This window comes from Dolichospermum planctonicum (assembly GCF_005402965.1).
GTDB classification, from domain to species: domain Bacteria; phylum Cyanobacteriota; class Cyanobacteriia; order Cyanobacteriales; family Nostocaceae; genus Dolichospermum; species Dolichospermum planctonicum.
This window is the reverse complement of record NZ_BJCF01000001.1, coordinates 94,606-112,827: the sequence shown is the minus strand read 5'-3', so window position 1 is coordinate 112,827 and position 18,222 is coordinate 94,606. Positions and strand designations below refer to the sequence as shown.

At 37.4% G+C, this 18,222-nt stretch carries 17 protein-coding genes; 7 read left to right on the top strand and 10 right to left on the bottom strand.

Annotated elements, in window-relative coordinates; genetic code table 11:
• Positions 1 to 156: 156 nt before the first annotated feature.
• The 5 genes from FFO06_RS00535 to FFO06_RS00510 all read left to right on the top strand — a co-directional run bounded on the left by FFO06_RS00535 (position 157) and on the right by FFO06_RS00510 (position 6,505).
• Positions 157 to 921 carry a helix-turn-helix domain-containing protein gene (locus FFO06_RS00535; protein ID WP_236097039.1) on the top strand — a complete coding sequence of 255 codons (765 nt, stop codon included), beginning with the start codon at positions 157 to 159 and terminating at the stop codon, positions 919 to 921.
• Positions 821 to 3,553 (top strand): peptidase domain-containing ABC transporter, encoded by a 2,733-nt coding sequence (locus FFO06_RS00530; RefSeq protein WP_137906286.1) that lies wholly within the window; start codon positions 821 to 823, stop codon positions 3,551 to 3,553. The genes FFO06_RS00535 and FFO06_RS00530 overlap by 101 nt, the downstream gene beginning before the upstream one ends.
• A gap of 104 nt (positions 3,554 to 3,657) precedes the next feature.
• Positions 3,658 to 5,160, top strand: coding sequence for a beta-barrel domain-containing protein (locus tag FFO06_RS00525; RefSeq protein ID WP_137906285.1), 1,503 nt, complete (start codon positions 3,658 to 3,660; stop codon positions 5,158 to 5,160).
• Between the two features lie 242 nt (positions 5,161 to 5,402).
• The gene (locus FFO06_RS00515; RefSeq protein WP_137906284.1) at positions 5,403 to 5,645 is read left to right on the top strand and encodes a hypothetical protein; all 243 of its coding nucleotides are present in this window, start codon (positions 5,403 to 5,405) and stop codon (positions 5,643 to 5,645) included.
• Positions 5,646 to 5,767: 122 nt separating this feature from the next.
• Positions 5,768 to 6,505, top strand: coding sequence for a peptidylprolyl isomerase (locus FFO06_RS00510; protein ID WP_137906283.1), 738 nt, complete (start codon positions 5,768 to 5,770; stop codon positions 6,503 to 6,505).
• Between the two features lie 282 nt (positions 6,506 to 6,787).
• Here the strand turns inward: FFO06_RS00510 and FFO06_RS00505 are convergent, their stop codons facing one another.
• The 7 genes from FFO06_RS00505 to FFO06_RS00470 form a co-directional block, all read right to left on the bottom strand.
• Complete coding sequence (locus tag FFO06_RS00505) at positions 6,788 to 6,967, bottom strand: hypothetical protein (RefSeq protein WP_137906282.1); 180 nt, start codon at positions 6,965 to 6,967, stop codon at positions 6,788 to 6,790.
• Between the two features lie 486 nt (positions 6,968 to 7,453).
• Positions 7,454 to 8,473 carry a DUF4351 domain-containing protein gene (locus FFO06_RS00495; RefSeq protein WP_137906281.1) on the bottom strand — a complete coding sequence of 340 codons (1,020 nt, stop codon included), beginning with the start codon at positions 8,471 to 8,473 and terminating at the stop codon, positions 7,454 to 7,456.
• 285 nt (positions 8,474 to 8,758) lie between these two features.
• On the bottom strand, positions 8,759 to 8,962 hold the full coding sequence (locus tag FFO06_RS00490; protein WP_137906280.1) for a hypothetical protein: 204 nt from the start codon (positions 8,960 to 8,962) through the stop codon (positions 8,759 to 8,761).
• Between the two features lie 16 nt (positions 8,963 to 8,978).
• Positions 8,979 to 10,238 carry a nif11-class peptide radical SAM maturase 3 gene (locus FFO06_RS00485; protein ID WP_137906279.1) on the bottom strand — a complete coding sequence of 420 codons (1,260 nt, stop codon included), beginning with the start codon at positions 10,236 to 10,238 and terminating at the stop codon, positions 8,979 to 8,981.
• A gap of 101 nt (positions 10,239 to 10,339) precedes the next feature.
• Positions 10,340 to 10,693, bottom strand: a complete 354-nt coding sequence (locus tag FFO06_RS00480; protein WP_137906278.1) for a Nif11-like leader peptide family natural product precursor — start codon at positions 10,691 to 10,693, stop codon at positions 10,340 to 10,342.
• A gap of 161 nt (positions 10,694 to 10,854) precedes the next feature.
• Positions 10,855 to 11,289: a nitrogen fixation protein gene (locus FFO06_RS00475; protein WP_174782609.1), complete on the bottom strand. Its 435-nt coding sequence runs from the start codon at positions 11,287 to 11,289 to the stop codon at positions 10,855 to 10,857.
• A 27-nt stretch (positions 11,290 to 11,316) separates the two neighbouring features.
• On the bottom strand, positions 11,317 to 11,559 hold the full coding sequence (locus tag FFO06_RS00470; RefSeq protein WP_137906277.1) for a hypothetical protein: 243 nt from the start codon (positions 11,557 to 11,559) through the stop codon (positions 11,317 to 11,319).
• 450 nt (positions 11,560 to 12,009) lie between these two features.
• Between FFO06_RS00470 and FFO06_RS00465 the strand changes: the two genes are divergently transcribed.
• Together FFO06_RS00465 and FFO06_RS00460 are read left to right on the top strand one after the other, a co-directional pair.
• Positions 12,010 to 13,374 carry a cytochrome P450 family protein gene (locus FFO06_RS00465; protein WP_137906276.1) on the top strand — a complete coding sequence of 455 codons (1,365 nt, stop codon included), beginning with the start codon at positions 12,010 to 12,012 and terminating at the stop codon, positions 13,372 to 13,374.
• A 21-nt stretch (positions 13,375 to 13,395) separates the two neighbouring features.
• Positions 13,396 to 15,042: a lipoxygenase family protein gene (locus tag FFO06_RS00460; RefSeq protein WP_137906275.1), complete on the top strand. Its 1,647-nt coding sequence runs from the start codon at positions 13,396 to 13,398 to the stop codon at positions 15,040 to 15,042.
• Between the two features lie 67 nt (positions 15,043 to 15,109).
• Here the strand turns inward: FFO06_RS00460 and FFO06_RS00455 are convergent, their stop codons facing one another.
• From FFO06_RS00455 to FFO06_RS00445, 3 genes are all read right to left on the bottom strand, one after another.
• A complete protein-coding gene (locus FFO06_RS00455; RefSeq protein WP_190371497.1) occupies positions 15,110 to 15,268 on the bottom strand; it encodes a hypothetical protein in 159 nt (52 codons plus the stop codon).
• A complete protein-coding gene (gene yhdJ, locus FFO06_RS00450; RefSeq protein WP_137906274.1) occupies positions 15,265 to 16,143 on the bottom strand; it encodes an adenine-specific DNA-methyltransferase in 879 nt (292 codons plus the stop codon). Before yhdJ ends, FFO06_RS00455 begins: the two co-directional genes overlap by 4 nt.
• Positions 16,144 to 16,264: 121 nt before the next feature.
• A complete protein-coding gene (locus FFO06_RS00445; protein ID WP_137906273.1) occupies positions 16,265 to 18,169 on the bottom strand; it encodes an ABC-F family ATP-binding cassette domain-containing protein in 1,905 nt (634 codons plus the stop codon).
• Between the last annotated feature and the right edge of the window lie 53 nt (positions 18,170 to 18,222).

Sequence of the window (18,222 nt, the reverse complement as noted above, 5' to 3'; positions counted from 1 at the left end):
ATACTAAGTTCTGGAAGCAGAGCCAAAAGAATACCATTCCCAGTCTCCGACTGGGAACGAGAATAGTGTAAATATGTAAATATTTTATAACTTGCTAGTATTATAATTCACTTGTTACCTTAAAATACAAAAAAGTCTCATTTTAAAAGAGATAAGATGGCTGCTGGCTTTTATTCTGACAATTTTGAACCATTTATGCAATATCAATGGACAAGTGGTACAAGTAGTAATAGTCTGGGAGACAATTCTTTAGGTAGCTTTTTATCAGATTTTCAACGGCAAATGCTGTTAAAATCATTACAAGAAAACTGCTCTCAATCCCAGCGTCAACGGATTCAAATTATGTTATTAGCGGACGAAGGGATAACTCAAGCAGAAATTTGTCAAATTTTGGGGTGTTGTCCCGCAACTGCTAGACATTGGATACACATAGCTCGTCAGGGAATGGCGCATCAATGGCAAGATAGTCGGATTGGTCGCCCTAAATCAGTTAGTGATGAGTATTTACGACGTTTAAAAGAATTATTATACAGTAATCCTCGTGATTATGGTTATATTTCTCAACACTGGACATTAAATCGCTTACATAAACATCTCTACCAAGAATTTGGCTTTAAAGTCAGCGATCGCCATTTTAAGCGAATTTTCAAACAAATGGGCTTATCCACTCGGACAAAATCCAGCCATAACGAACAAAATAGCCCAAAATCAGCCGCAGAACCCAAAATAGCCATTGCTGACCTCAAAAAAGCAAATACCGCCGATTCCTCCGAAATTATACCTATTAATTTTCACAAAGCAGTAAAGGATTCAGACATTTATGGCGCACAATATCTCCGCTCAATTAGTATCTCTGGAACAAATCAACAATACCTTGGGGTATTCACTGACCGCAGAAGAATTTTATCACTATCTTCCTGAACTTCAACCTATCAACCCTAAAGTCGGCAAATTCTGGACAGGAAAGAATGTTGAACCGGGCATTTACATCATACTTACAGGCAAAGTCAGACTATTAGATGATAACGACGAATTAATTACTACCCTAGAACCTGGAGCATCCTTCGGTGAATTTACCTTATTTACCCAATCTCAATTTCCACCTTATGCAGCCAGAGCTTCAGCAAATTTACAGTTATACTTCTTGCCAGAAAAGTTACTATTGCCATTAATAGCCAAGTATCCCCAAATTCGAGAACATTTATGGCAGAAAGCATACTCCCCAGAAACGCAGATTATACAAGCAGATTATACACCGCTCAAACCAAACCCACCAGAGAACGACAATTCAAATTCAAATTCAACCCCTTATCTAACCTCACAATCAAAAGAATCAAAAATTAATAAAGCTTATTTTCCCAGTCCCAGACAACGGGTGGGGCATTTATGGCAAAGAGTGACAGGACGCTATCCATTCTTTGCTCAACAGAGTGGTTCTGACTGCGGAGCAGCTTGTTTAGTCATGGTGTCCAGGTATTGGGGGAAACGTTTTAGTGTAAATCGTCTCCGTGATATTGCCAATGTAGACCGCAATGGTGCATCCTTAGGAGGGTTATTAACAGCAGCAGAAAGTCTAGGTTTTGCCACTAGACCCGTCAAAGCTAGTTTAAAGCAGTTAGCAAAGCAAAAATTACCCGCCATTGTTCACTGGGAAGGCAAACATTACATAGTTGTCTACGAAATTACCCCTAAATATGTAATTGTGGCCGACCCCGCTATTGGTCAACGTACCCTCACCCATAAGGAATTTAACCGCGACTGGACTGGTTATACATTGTTGTTACAACCGACAGCAATGCTCAAAGAAACGAAAGAGACATCTACACCTTTTTGGCAGTTTTTCGAGTTAATAAAACCCCATTCCTTAGTCATGTTGGAAGTATTTATCGCTTCCATATTTATCCAGATATTTGGCTTAATTACCCCCCTATTTACCCAATTAATTTTAGATCGGGTAGTGGTGCAACGGTCAGAACTGACCCTGACAACAGTAGGAATAGGATTGTTAATTTTTAGCCTTTTTCGGGTAGCCATGACCGGTTTAAGGCAATATCTTTTAGATCATACAGCCAATCGCATAGACTTAGCATTAATTGTCGGTTTTATTCGTCATGCATTGCGTTTACCCCTGAGTTTTTTTGAGACTCGTTATGTGGGTGATATTATTTCTCGTGTGCAGGAAAACCGCAAAATTCAACGCTTTTTATCGGGTGAAGCATTATCAATTCTCCTAGATTTATTCACCGTCTTTATCTATGTAGGCTTGATGTTTTGGTACAGTTGGAAAATGGCATTATTAGCTTTAATAATTGTGCCACCCTTTGCCTTATTAGCCTTAATTGCCACACCCTTTTTACAAAGGATTTCCAGAGAAATATTCAATGCAGTTAACCAAGAAAGTAGTTACTTAATAGAAGCTTTAACTGGTGTGCGAACAGTCAAAGCCACAGCAGTAGAACAAACAGTAAGATGGCATTGGGAAGAGTTATTAAATAAAGAGATAAAAACCAACTTTTCCGGGCAAGTTATCGGCAATCGTTTACAAATTTTTAGTAACACAATTGAAGCAATAGCTACCACAGCTTTATTATGGTTTGGGGCATATTTAGTAATTCATAATCAGTTAACTGTGGGACAACTAGTAGCATTTAATATGCTGCTGGGAAATATTATTAATCCCTTCCAACGGTTAATTGTCCTCTGGAATGAATTGCAGGAAGTTGTGATTGCAGTAGAAAGAATTAACGATGTTTTAGACACAGAACCAGAAGAAGACTTACAAAATCAATCACGGCAGAATTTACCACCAATTCAGGGGCATATTCGCTTTGAAAACGTCACATTTCGCTATCATCCAGAAAGCGATATTAATATATTAGAAAACCTCAATTTTGAAATCAAACCCGGACAAATGGTAGCCTTAGTGGGACGCAGTGGCTCAGGAAAAACCACCATTTCTAAATTAGTTATCGGCTTATATCCCCCCACAGACGGTAAAGTTTTAATTGACGGACAAGATATTACCAGTCTTTCCTTGCGTTCTTTTCGACAACAAATTGGTGTAGTTGACCAAGACACATTTTTATTTGGTGGGACAATTCGAGAAAATATCAGTTTAGGACATCCAGGAATACCTTTATCAGAAGTAATTGCAGCAGCAAAAATGGCTGGTGCTGATGAATTTATCAAAAAATTACCCATGGGTTATGAAAGCCAAATTGGTGAAGGTGGAGGTTTATTATCTGGTGGACAAAGACAGAGAATAGCCATTGCTAGAGCATTATTAGGTAATCCCAAATTATTGGTTTTAGATGAGGCAACTTCTCACCTAGATACCGAATCAGAAAGAATAATTCAACAGAATTTTAACACAATTCTCAAAGGAAAAACTACTTTAATAATTGCCCATCGTCTTTCCACCGTGCGAAATGCCGATTTAATTTTGGTACTAGATAGAGGTGTGTTAATTGAAAGTGGTACTCATGAAGAATTAATGGCTAAAAAAGGACATTATTTCTATCTAAATCAACAGCAATTACAAACATTAACGTAGGTTGGGTTGAGCCATAGCGAAACCCAACAATGATTTAATAATGATTATAGTTGGGTTTCTTTAACCCAACCTACAATAAATTCATACTAAGAAAAAGGTGCATTATGACAAGTACATTAAATGGGAATATCACAAAATCTGATGATAATTTATCACCAGAATTACCAGAAATTACCAATGAAGATTGGTCGGAAATTACCAAAGAATCACTTGATAGTTTACCCCAGGTTTGGACGCGAGGACTATTATATCTTTTAGTCTTAATTGTCTCCATAGTTTTACCTTGGTCTTTGCTATCTAAAGTAGATGAAACAGGTACAGGAAGAGGACGTATTGAACCTAAAGATAAAACCGTGAAATTAGATGCGGCTGTAGGGGGAACAGTTGCCGAAATTCAAGTTAAAGAAGGTGAAACAGTCAAAGCCGGACAAACTCTATTATTATTAGAATCGGCATTAGTCAAATCAGAATTACGTCAAGTTCAAGATAAATTGGAAGGACAATTAAACCGACTTTCTCAGTTAAAATCCTCCAAAAATAAGTTAATTGTCTCCTTAGCAACCCAACAACAACAAAATCAATCTCAACAATTAGAAAAACAAGCACAAATTGAGCAAGCACAACAGAATATTAATACCCTAAAAAATGCCTATCAATTTCAGAAAGAAGAAAGATTATCTCAACTTAATCAAGCGCGACAAACCCTAACTAATAGTCAAACTACTAATCAATTAGCAGAGAGTAGTTTATTAAGTAGTCAGCGAGAAGTAAAACGCTATAGTCAACTCAGACAACAAGGAGTAATTCCAGAAATTAATTTAGTAGAAAAGCAAGATATCGCTAAAGAAAAGCAAAAATTATATGCACAAAGCCAATCAGATATTCAACAAGCTAAGTTACGTTTAGCAGAACAAAAAAGTAGTTATGAGCGAAATTTGCGCCAATCTCATGCCGATATTGAACAGGCCAAATTGCGACTAGGAGAACAGCAAAGAAGCTATCAAACTTTAACCCTTTCTGGTCAGTCAGCAGTGTTAAAAATTGCCGAACAACAGAAAAGTTTAGATACAGATATTAGTTCCCTCAAATCAGATATTTCTCAAACTAAACGCCAAATTGATGCCTTAAAATTTCAGTTAGGACAACGAGAAATTAAAGCTTCTGTCAATGGTATATTATTTCAACTACCAATTCAAAAACCCGGCTCAGTTGTGCAGGTAGGGACAATGGTGGCCGAAATTGCTCAAGATAATTCACCCTTAATAATTCGAGCGCAAATGGCAACTACAGATAGTGGTTTTTTGCGGTTAGGATTACCAGTAAAACTCAAATTTGATGCTTATCCGTTTCAGGATTATGGTATTATCTCAGGAGAGTTAATTAAAATTTCTCCTAATACGATAGAGATAGATACAGCTAATGGCAAAGTAGCCGCTTATAACTTAGAAATTTCTCTCAAAAAAAGTTGTATTCCCTCTGCTAATAAATGTATTCCTTTGCGTCCAGGGGATACAGCAACCGCTGAGGTAATTGTCCGTCAGCGACGAATTATTGATTTTCTACTTGACCCCTTTAAAAAATTGCAACAAGGAGGAGTAAAATTGTAGAAAATTCATAGTAGTTAGTTAATAACACGAAAAACAAAATGAGGTATTATTACTGATGGACGATAAAATCAAACGTTCCCAAGGAAAGTTTGACCCTGTAAATGAGTCAAGGTACTGGCTACCAACCGCGTCTGAGGAACGCTGCAAAAAGATAGGAAAAAAAAGAGGCCTGAGATTAGTCGAAGTCATTGACACTCAAGCAGAAATTTTGCCAATAATTTGTATTTTTGAGGGATACCCAGATGAGTGAAGCAACACTTTCCATATCAATTACTGAATTAATCCCAATGTTGACTGCGATAGCGGAACGTAACTGGGAAAAATTCAAGGAAGTTGAGAAACAATTTGTCTTACGACACGGTATAGAGGAATGGGAAGAATTTTTTGCTTTCCGTCTCAAACCATCACTAGACAAGGATTCTGACCAATGGTTATTAGCGCATTGGTGTAGTGAGGGTATTATCTCGGTAAAAAATGTAGCTTGATTATCTCCTGTTCCAATACTCTGTATGGGAACAAGAAGGGGAAAAACAATTAATTCAGTCCCCTCCCCTTAATAAAGGGAGGGTTAGGGTGGGGTATAATTTATGTATTTAAGGAGCAAATTATGTCAGAAAGCATCACCATTACCCAATCAGATATTTTACAACAAATTAAATTATCCTGTAAAATACCTGAGTTAGTGGAGCAAATTATCAGCCGAAAAGTGATTATAAATGCTGCGGAAGAAGCAGGGATAAAAGTAGAAGTTGAAGAATTACAAAAAGCAGCGGATTTTCTGCGATTAAATAATGACCTGACCAGTGCTAATGACACTTGGAAATGGTTAGAAAAACATGGTTTATCTATAGATGATTTTGAAGATATAGTCTATACTGGTGTGGTTACTGCTAAGTTAAGCAAACATTTATTTTCTGATCAAATCGAACCTTTCTTCTTTGAAAATCAGCTAAATTATGCTGGTGTGGTCATGTATGAAGTTGTATTTAATGATGAAGATCTAGCAATAGAACTTTTTTATGCAGTCAAAGAAGGAGAAATGAGTTTTTATGATGTAGCTCACCAATATATTCAAGATGTAGAATTACGTCGTCAGGGGGGATATTTAGGAGTATTAAATCGTCGGGATTTAAAGCCAGAAATATCTGCTGCTGTCTTTGGTGCGAAACCCCCACAGGTAATTAAACCGATAATTACTTCTAAAGGGGTACATTTAATTTTTGTTGAGGAGATTATTCAGCCGGAATTGAATGATAAATTGCGACAGCAAATTGTTAGCGATTTACTATTAAGTTGGATCAAAAAACAAGTTAATCAAACAGAGATTAATGTGAATTTCGAGTGATTTAATCACAAAAATGAAAAATGTTCTCGTTCCCATACTCTGTATTTCTCGTTCCCATACTCTGTATGGGAATGAATTACAGAAGGCTCTGCCTTCATTGATACTAAGTCACGGAGGCAGAGCCTCTAGGTAGCATTCCCAGTCGGAGACTGGGAACGAGAAAAAGGCTCTGCTTTCATTAATAAGCTGTTACGCAGCTAGATTGTACAATCCTAATATGGCTAAATTTTGTGGTGCGGGCCTCCTGCCCGCTATAATTATACAAATTAAATGCAGTACAGCTTACCAAATTATGGCATTAGAGGGTCTAAACCACCAAGACTGACTAACAGGAGGCCTCCAATAAGAGTAAACAGGACGACTCCATCCCGATCTACCACCCACTACCTCAAGTTCCAAATCAGATAATTCATCAAACTGGTTTTCAACTTGTGCTAAATCAGCAATTTGAATATTAGCCATCTTTGTATTCTCCTTGGTTTTAAAAAGTCTAGAAAAAACCGGAAATGTTGTACTTTTTCATTTCCCGACTACATCCTATTCAAAATAAAAACCTCTGTCTAGAGATTTAGACAAAATAAAAGTGACATAATTGTTTTAGTTTTGTCACCTTCAATAGCTTGATGATAACAGCATTTCACGCACAAAAATCCGTAAATTTGGACTTTTAAGTTGAAAACATTACTAAACAACAGACAATTACGGACGGAAAATAGCCAAAAAAAGGGACATAATTGTTGCACTACTGTAGGAATTTTGTCACTTTTGCCTATTAACTTAAATATAAACAAATCTCTAACTTATCTAACAATGTAGATATATGTATTAGCTTTTATAAGCACAAATTATATAAAATATGTAATTTATTTTACATAAATACCTAATCAGATGGTGGGTTACGCTGTCGCTAACCCACCCTACGTATATTTGAAGATTTCAACAAGAGGATTAATTTAATTGCAACCAATTAAGTAAATCCGCCATACTGCTAAAATCTAGTAAAGCCTCGCTTAAATTTTCCAACTGATTAACAGAAAGAGATTGAATCCGCTGTGTCGTTTCCGGTGATAATTCACCCAATCGCTTTTTAAGCAGTTTTAAAATAACCAACCGTTCTCCTTCCTGTCTACCTTCCTGTCTACCTTCTTGTCTACCTTCCTGTCTACCTTCTTGTCTACCTTCAAGTCGTCCTTCTTCTATTCCCCGCTCGTAACCTATGCGCTCACCAGTGGTAATATATCTCATAGTTCGCTCCTGCTCGAATTGTTTATACTCCGACCACAATTGATTTTCCAATGGTTTTGGTAAAATCATCACCCAGTCTATAAAGCGATACAGGTTACGAATATCTTGCTCTTGTAAGCCTAAATCGTATAACCTGCGAATTAAACTGAATTTCCAGATTTTGCGTTCTTGGGGATATGAGCGCGTTTGCTGGGTTTTCAAATGTGCCATAACCACTGTTGCAAAAGGATTCTTACTATTTTCTAACTCTTGCCACCGTTGTTCATAATCTAACAGTTTAATGCTACCAAATTCAAAATTTAACTTTGTCTGGGGATAATTGTAACCGTAATTACTCGGTCGCCATTCACGGTTGGTGTCACATAAAATCGCCAAGCTGATTGCGGGTTGACCAAAACTGTCAAAAATGCGAAAATTGTAGGTAAACATCCGTTGACTGAAATTATCTTCTTTTTTTCCCTGAATTTCTACATGGACTAATAACCACAATTGTTCACCCTGAATTTGCCAAACTTTGACTAATTGATCAGCATATCTCTTTCCTTGTTCGGCTTCACGGGTAATTTGTTGAAATTCTTTATCGAGAAATTCATAAGGACGTTCCCAGTCAATTAGTGCTTCGGTTTCGGGAAAAAAGAATTGCATTGCTTGGGGAAAATATGCGGTGAGAATTTCTTTCCATGGACTATCAAAATCAGCCCGTTTATGAATAATATTGGTCATGAATTAATGGCAGATGATTATTTATCTTACCTGAAATTCTTAGTTACTGAATAAAAGTTATATAATCTGAATTATAGATATGGCTATTCTCCCTGGTTTGTGAATGGATTTTTTGGAACGAACCACAGAGGACACAGAGGACTCAGAGGTAGAGAAAAGGAGGTATTTATGTCTTATTTAGGATGGGTATATAAATAAAATAAACCTGAAAATTTAAAGATTCAGGTTTGTGGTAAAATTAAAGTGCTGTAAATTTAATTGCTTGCAATTAAATGTTAGATTTCATCAGTTTTCACTCCTGACAATACCCGCTTCTTTCTCAATTCGGTCTAAAGCTCTTTTAGCCCTAAAAATAAGTCGCAAATAAGTAATCTGATTATCCCAACTCAAGCGAGGTAATAAGGGTTGTGAAATATCTAAATCAGTTTCAGATTTTGCAAAGGTATTTGAATCTTCTAATGCAATAGAATCGGGAGAAATATTGTTCATGATTCTCAACAGAATTTTAGTGGGAATTAACTAAAGATTTACCTAACTCTGGTTCTTTTTCCGACCCTTTTGGCCATTGAATTAACTCAGCCGTAAAATGCAGTGGGTCATTTTCTATCCAAGGGGTATTAATAGATTCCTCAATTAGTGCAAATTCGCCATTATCAAAGGGATTTCCATTGGCTTGACGTTGCAGAAAAACACGCTCTCTAATGCCATTTTTTTCTTGGGTTAAAGCGCGATGATGACAGTAAGGATTATTACCTCTCTTATCAAAGAAAACATGGGCAGTCCAACTACAACCACCACGACAAAGTTCCGCAAATTCACAAGTTTTGCAAAAACCCCATAGGTGTTCTGTTCCCTTGGGAGTACCAGCACCAAGATTAAATCTCAGTTCCTCTGTTTCTTCAATAATTGTCCGCAGTGAATGGTCGCGGATATTACCTCCTGTATAAGCTGTTGTCGGTAAAGATGGGCAACCTTTGATAGCACCGTCCGCTTCAATACCTAAAGCCGAGAGTCCGGCGCTACATCCCTGCCAAAATGACCACGCATCCCCCCCGCGCAATAATCGCTCATAGGGTCCGTAGTAGCCAATATTATTTCCCGGTTGCACTTGTACACCTTCCTGCTTGGCTCGTTTTGCAACACGAGCAATCATTGGATATACATCCAAAAGTTCATAAGGTTGTAATAAAATCTCGCTATTATCCGCCGCATTCCCCATAGGTACGGTTAGTTGAATTTGCCAAGCGAAAATACCCGCGTCGCGGAGATGTTCGTAAATTTGGGGAAATTCTGGGGCTGAGAGCCGATTAATTTGAGTATTACAACCAAAGGGAATACCCGCTTCTTTGAGGTTACTCATGGTCTGAAATGCCCATTTCCATGAGCCTTGTTTACCGCGAATTTGGTCATGGGTAGCTTCTAAACCATCAACGGACACAGAAACTACTTGAATCCCTGCTGCTTTCATGCAGTGGGCTGTCTCTAAGGTGATACCATAACCCCCGGTGGTCATACCACAAATCATACCAGCTTTAGTAATTGCTTGGGCAATTTCTAACCAATCGGGACGAAGAAATGCTTCACCTCCAATAATAGTAACTTCTGTAATTCCTACTTCGGCCATTTGCTGGACTAAGTTAAGAGCTTCTGCTGTAGAAAGTTCATTTGTCCTGGTATGTCCAGCGCGAGAACCACAATGTTGACAAGCTAGATTACATTTAAGGGTAATTTCCCACACTGCATAGCTAATTCGGTGATAAGTCATGGAAATATCCTCAATCAATTTTGTGAGTAAAGGATGAATAAATTGGCTTTTTATCCATCCCTAAAAACTTAATTTTTCATTTCGGAAATTGACATTTACACTCACAAAGACCAAGTTTTACCAATAACAACTCCATACATCGGCTGTATAGGTGGCCATTTTTGTGGTGGCCTCACGCCTCCATACTTTGGTTGTACGGGTCTGGTTATTCCAGTTATTCCCCCAAAAACGGCTGCTAATTCCTTTTCACTTAAATCTTGAATTTCATCTTCAGAATTAGCTGATTCTAAAAGTTGATAAGTGTATTCTTCGTATTCTTCTAAGGTAAAATCAAAGCCGGCTGCTTTAACTATTCGGCTACACTCTTCTTTATTCTCAGCAGCTTTGATTTGTTCACGAAAAGCTTCATTATCTGCCAGATATTCATAGAAAGATTTGACGTTTTCTAAAGACATATTTTTCTCCTTTGAGATATTGGTAAAATTCCTTAATTCAGATATTAAATTCATATCTTACACCTTCTCAAGCAGGGTAGGTAGAAAATCCCCATACTAGCCAATAATCAGCTTTTTAGGATCTTATTTTTCCCAATCAGATTATGGTGCAAAATATTCAGTTAACGAGCGGTTGGTGTGGCCACTTGAATTGACAATTCAGAAGCATTGTAATTATCCGTAATTACTTGCGGACAACGCATACAAGCCGCCTTACCTTCCTGTTGCCACCAACGACAATCTCGACGTATAGAACAGGGAGGTAATTCCTCTCCTACTGTCGGTAAATTTTCGACAATTCGTGTAGCTAAACCACAATTTTTCCCATCAAAATGTTGACAACCATTTGTGGCACAAGTTGAAGCTGTACGAAACACTTCCGCTGGTGTCACAGGACTAACTTTAGCTATTAGTTCATCTGTGATAGGTTGAGGCTGTTTCAGATAAGCTACACGAGGTTCTGCTACTGTTCCACCAATGATACCGAAAACAAAACTTTCCCCTGGTTCTGGTCTAGCACTAGGGCAAAGTGTAGTTTTTTCAGCAATTTCCTTCATCCATTTAGCCTCGAAATAAGAGGATTTTTATGCCCGTCTCTTTGTTGGGCCTGCGGTTTTCATACCCATCCAAGTAGGAAGGGGTAGCATACCCGCAATAATAGGAATAAGAATACCTTCACCCCTTCCCTTACTCTTACGATTCATACCACCAGAAACGTTTTTAGCTTCTTCATCAGATACAGATGCTAAAGCCTCATTACGACGCGCTACTGCATTATTAACAGCACTATCAATTAGGTCGTTGATTTCAAGACGATGATTATTCATGTTAATTTGCCTCAGAGGTCTGTAGGTGAATTAATTTATTAGGGTTGTTATTTTTTATTCCCCCGCTACATCTTATTAAAAATAAAAACCTCTGTCTAGAGATTTAGACAAAATAAAAGTGACATAATTGTTTCAGTTTTTTCACCTTCAATAGCTTGATGATAACAGCATTTTCCGCACAAATATCCGTAACTTTGACATTTAATGTTAACAAAATTACTCTAAATACAGATATTTACTGATCGAAATAGCCAAAAAAGTGAAATAATTGTTGCAATTTTGTCACTTTTGCCTATTAACTTAAATATAAACAAATGCCCGACTTATTGTAAGGATTCAGGCATTTCATTAGACTGGGAAAAGGTATAAATATCAAAAATTAAAAAATATTGATCAAAACTGGATTATCGACTAAATTTATTTATACTTAGAAGGAAAAAAATAACCTTTATGCGGCCAACTACCATACCAAAAACCAATCTTCAGCCATCATTGTTAGACAAAGCCCTGAATCACTTTCAAGCTTGGGCAATAGAGAACCCTCAAAACCCAGTCAGCCGTACCTTTCTGCCTATAATCAGTTTTGTAGAGGGAACAATTGCCAATAATCCACCTTACCTGGATAGGAAAAGGCAAGTGCTGGGGGATGCCTTTTGTTGTGCAGGGGAAGTAGTCTTAGGAGACTTTAAAACCCTAGAGACCGCCTTAACCTCACCCCAAGCCCGTGACTGGAGACTAGGAACTTCCATGCTTAGTTCTAGTCATGGTCCGGGAGTTGATCAAGGTGGTCGCAATGTTCTTTTAATTACTCTCTCAGACGCAGCCGCCGGCGGGGAAAATCATGATGCTTTCCGTAAGTGTGTTGATAATTACTTCTTTAATGAAGGCATGGTAATGCGTCAAAATGATCAAGTAGCACAACGGTTGTTCAATAAGTTAGCGGCTGATTATGTAGATAGAATTACCAATAATACTTTAGAAGAATTTTTCAATAATGATCAACGGGATTGGATGGGCTTTTTAGTCCGGTATCTTCACTACGTTATTTTTGGCATTAATCCTGATGATCAAGCAACAATAAGAATTATTACAACCCTACACTATACAAAAAGGGGAACATTATATTATTTTGCTGGCAGCAGTAGTTTAGAAAAGTTAAATATATGGGGATTTCGTCAAGTTCCTGAACTGGTAGAGCAAGTAGCGACGATTTACGAAAATTCTCCAGCCTTAGCTAATTTTCAAGAGAACGACCCTAAATATCATAAAATGACGCGGCGAGAACTTGCAAAACTGATGGTGTCTTTAATGAGTATTGCCGGGTTGCAAGGGCCGCTACACTTGGGAAAAACAGCCATGGGTTATCAACCCCTTCCTGCTTACCAAGGTCGTCAAACTGATAAAATTGATATTAAGAGTTATTGGGACAGGCTCGATCTTAATGATCGTCCTAGTATTCAACTTTTTCTGTTAGAATGCGCCCGTCTGTTTATGCCTGTAAGTGCCTCTCACCGAGTAGCGACAGAACCATTTACGGTGACATTGGCGGGTAAGGCGCGAACTTTTCCGAAAGGAACTAAAATTTTAATTCCTATGCTTTTGGGGATGTTAAGTGAAGATTTTTGGGGAAAAACTGCTTATGAATTTAATGCAAACAGAGAAAATCTTTGCCCTTTTCACATGGGTTTTAATTCCGTTGGTTCTCGTCATGCAGGCCGCATTTGTCCGGGGAAAGACTTAGCATTAGAAATGCTGACCAATGTTATTATTAGCGTGGGTAAAGCTCGTCGCTCTTACTTAAGCCAAATATCCTAGTCCATATCATAAATAAATATCATGCAGCCATTTCTACCTCAAAATGACCCAAACCCCGCACAACGCCAATCTTGTCTAGAGAAAGGCCGCAAAGAGTATCAATTCATGTATGATTTTTTGCCGCCTATGGCGATGCTCAAAAGCGTACCTCCCGCAGAGAATTTTTCTACTAAGTATATTGCTGAACGGACATTAGAGGCAGCAGAACTTCCTCTAAATATGATGGCTGTTAAAACTCATGCTATGTGGGATCCTTTAGATGAATTGCAAGATTATGAGGACTTTTTCCCAGTTTTGCAAAAACCTAATGTGATGAAAACCTATGAAACCGATGATTCCTTCGCCGAACAACGGCTTTGTGGGGTGAATCCGATGGTTTTACGTCAAATTAAGCAAATGCCAGCTAACTTTGCCTTTACCATCGAAGAATTACAGGATAAGTTTGGCAATTCTATTAATTTAATCGAAAGATTGGCCACAGGAAATCTATATGTCGCTGATTATAGATCCTTGGCGTTTGTTCAAGGTGGCACTTATGCCAAAGGAAAAAAGTACCTACCAGCACCTCTAGCCTTTTTCTGTTGGCGCAGTTCGGGCTTTCAAGATCGAGGCCAATTAGTCCCTGTAGCCATTCAAATCAATCCCAAAGCAGGTAAAGCCAGCCCCTTGCTAACTCCTTTTGATGACCCTTTAACCTGGTTTTATGCTAAGTCCTGTGTGCAAATTGCTGATGCTAATCATCATGAAATGAGCAGCCATTTATGCCGGACTCACCTGGTAATGGAACCCTTTGCTGTTGTCACCCCGCGTCAACTGGCTGAAAATCATCCTCTGAGAATATTACTCAGACCCCATTTCCGGTTTATGTTGGCTAATAATGATTTAGCTCGCAAGCGTCTGGTTAGTAGGGGCGGTTTTGTGGATGAATTATTAGCAGGAACTCTGCAAGAATCATTGCAAATTGTGGTAGATGCCTATAAAAGTTGGAGTCTAGACCAGTTTGCTCTACCTAGGGAACTTAAAAATCGCGGTGTAGATGATGTGAAAAACTTGCCACATTATCCTTATCGGGATGATGGAATTTTGTTATGGAATGCGATTAATAAGTTTGTATTTAACTATTTGCAGCTTTATTACAAGAGTCCAGCAGACTTGAAAGCAGACGGAGAACTGCAAGCTTGGGCGCGGGAATTAGTGGCTCAGGATGGTGGTAGGGTTAAGGGTATGAGCGATCGCATTGATACCTTAGAACAATTAGTTGAGATTGTTACTACTATCATATATATTTGTGGTCCGCAGCATTCGGCGGTTAATTTCTCCCAATATGAATACATGGGTTTTATTCCTAATATGCCCCTAGCTGCTTATCAAGCAATTCAAGAAAAGGGTGATATTAAAGACCGTCAAGCCCTCATAGATTTTCTACCACCTGCCAAACCCACAAATACCCAATTATCAACTGTGTACATACTTTCAGACTATCGTTATGACAGACTGGGATATTATGAAGAGGAAGAATTTACAGATCCAAATGCTGACCAAGTTGTGAATAAATTTCAGCAAGAATTGAGTGTAGTACAGAGAAAAATTGAATTGAATAATAAGGGACGTTTAGTAAATTACGAATATCTCCAACCAAGACTTATTCTCAACAGTATTAGTATTTAACTAATTGCAGAATAGACAAAACCCCATCTTGAATAATTAATTTTTAATAATATTAAAATGGGGTGTTTTATTCTTCATCATTCACTATTTCATCTTCCATATTAAACTCAATTCGATTTTGCAAAACAATTTCTTCAATTACTTGAATACCTCTTTTAAATTCCAAAACTTGATTAAATCGAAGCATTAGTTCGGGAATATTGATCACTTCTTCTATACATTTCATATATCTGCTAACTTAACATCTAAATCCAAATCTAGTTTTTTACCCTTTTTATTCTTAATATTATAGCTTTTTTCTGGCGATAAAAGTTTTTCTCCCTGATATTCTGGCATTCCCAAAACTCGTCTTAACCCAATTTTTAAATATTCTGCTTGAGATTCAATACTAATAGATTGTCTCCCTAAGCGTTTAGCTACAGCAGCAGTGGTAAAAGTTCCCGCAAAAGGATCAAGTATTAAGCTACCTTCATTACTACTGGCTAAAATAATTCTTTCTAACAATGACTCCGGTTTTTGTGAAGGATGATTTTCATACTCTTCCATGCGATATCTCACCCGAGGAAAATACCAAGCATTACCAGGGACTTTTTCTGTATTATAGGGAGTTGGTACTGATTTTCTGTAATCAATTAATTTACGTTCTGCGCCAGTTTTTGCAGCAATTTTGATATCGTCTGCATTAAAAATATAATTATTTTTATCTTTTACACAATGAAGAATAGGTTCATACATTGAACCAAAATATTTTGTAGCTTGCACTCCAGAGCTATCGTAATGCCAGATTATACGACTGAGAATAGTTAATTTTTTTCTCAGGTAAATGTCAAAATAAGGCATTGCTTGTGTACTTGTCATTACATAGATTGTGCCATTTGGTTTTAATGTGCGGATACATTCATCAAGCCATTTATATGACCAATTTACATACTCTTCTTCTGAATCCCATTTGTCATGAAAATTAGCAAATTTTTTACCTATATTATATGGAGGATCAACAAAAATTAAATCAATTGATTCTGAGGGAATATGATTTGATATAATGCTGACAGCATCACCGTGAAATATTCTATTTTCTTGATTTTCATAGAGTTGAAACATTATTTTAATGATGAAAATTCAGTGTTTAATCACGAAATTATATCATATATGGAAGGCAGAGCCTTCTTGATTTCATCCCCATACAGAGCATGGGAACGAGATAAAAGGAGATAAACAACCTTTAAGACTCCATTTCCGCTAATTCTAACCAACGTTCCGTGGCTACATCAATATTTTTCTTGAGGGTTTCCACCTGTTCATAAAGTTTTTGCACTTCGCTATAATTCCCCGCCATAGTTGCTAATTTCTTTTCTAATGCTGTTTTTTCCGCTTCTAATTTGGCAATTTTTCCTTCTAATTCTGCAAATTCCCGTCTTTCCCAATTAGATAACCTGCGGCGTTTTTTAGTCTCTATAACTGGAGATGTCACCTTTTCCACAATGACAGCCTTTGGTGTTTCCTGTGGTTGGGCTTCTTCAGCTTTTTTATAATCTAAATAAATAGAATAATTCCCTGGATATTGACGTAAACTTCCCCCTGCTTCCAAAGCGAAAATTGTATCTACTGTCCGATCTAAAAAGTAACGATCATGGGAAACTACAATTACACAACCATTAAAATCTTCCAGATAATCTTCTAATACTGCTAATGTTTGGACATCTAAATCATTAGTCGGTTCATCTAAAATCAAGACATTGGGCGCACTAATAAGAATACGCAATAGGAATAAACGACGTTTTTCTCCGCCAGAAAGTTTATGAATGGGTGCATATTGTTGATTTCCCGGAAACAAAAATCTCTCTAACATTTGGGAAGCAGTGATTTTAGTTCCGTCGGATATTTCAATAAATTCTCCTTCTTCTTTAATATAATCAATCACGCGCTGATCTTCATTCACAGCCGTTAACAATTCTTCTGAATGTTGGTTAAAATAACCAATATGAATTGTAGTCCCAATTTCTACAATACCAGAATCTGGTTTAATTCTGGCGGTAATAATATCCATTAAGGTAGATTTTCCTGCACCATTTCCACCAATAATACCAATTCTATCTTCTGGACTAAATTCATAAGTAAAATCCTTAATTAAGGTTCTACCATTGTAGGCTTTACTAACATTTTTGAGGTCAATAACTTTCTTACCAATACGACGACCAATGGTAGAAATATCAACCTTACCATTAAGTTGTTTAAACTCAGTATCTCGCAGAGCATGAGCGCGTTCAATTCTGGCTTTTTGCTTTGTACTTCTAGCTTTTGGTCCTTTTTTTAACCATTCTAATTCTCGTCGTAAAATTCCTTGATGTTTCCGTTGAGTGCTAACAGCCGACTCTTCAGCTAAGGCCTTCTTTTCTAGATAATAGGAATAATTACCAGTATAAGTGTAAATATCACCGCGATCAATTTCGATAATTTTATTAGTAACTCTATCTAGAAAATAACGATCATGGGTAATTAATAAAAGTGCGCCACGATAGCGATTTAAATAACTTTGTAACCATTCTACAGACAGGGCATCAAGATGGTTTGTCGGTTCATCCATTAATAATAAATCAGGTTCTGATATTAAGGCTGCGGCTAAAGCAATGCGCTTGCGATATCCCCCTGATAATGTGCCAACTTTCACATCAAAATCAGCAATTCCTAGTTTTGTTAAAATGATTTTAGCGTTGGTTTCTACTTCCCATGCACCTGTGGCATCCATGCGCTGCATTACACTGGAAAGACGAGACATTAATTGACTATCATCGGGATAATGTGCCAATTTATCAGACAATTCTTCGTACTCTTTAACTAGGTGGATTTGTTCACCACTGTCAGCAAATACCTGTTCTAAAACTGTGTGATTTTCGTCTATATCTGGCTGTTGGGGTAAGTAAACAATTTTCGCACCGGAATTAACTAAAATTTGGCCGCTATCAATTGATTCTAAGCCGGCGATCATTTTTAATAAAGTTGATTTACCAGAACCATTAGTACCAATCAAACCAACTTTGTCATTAGTATCAAGACTAAAATTAGCATCTTTTAAGAGTTCTTTAATGCCAAAATCTTTTTTAACTGACTGTAATGTAACAATGCTCATATTATCTGGTAATTAGTGATTAAGAATGAGGTGGGCATTGCCCACCCTAAAGA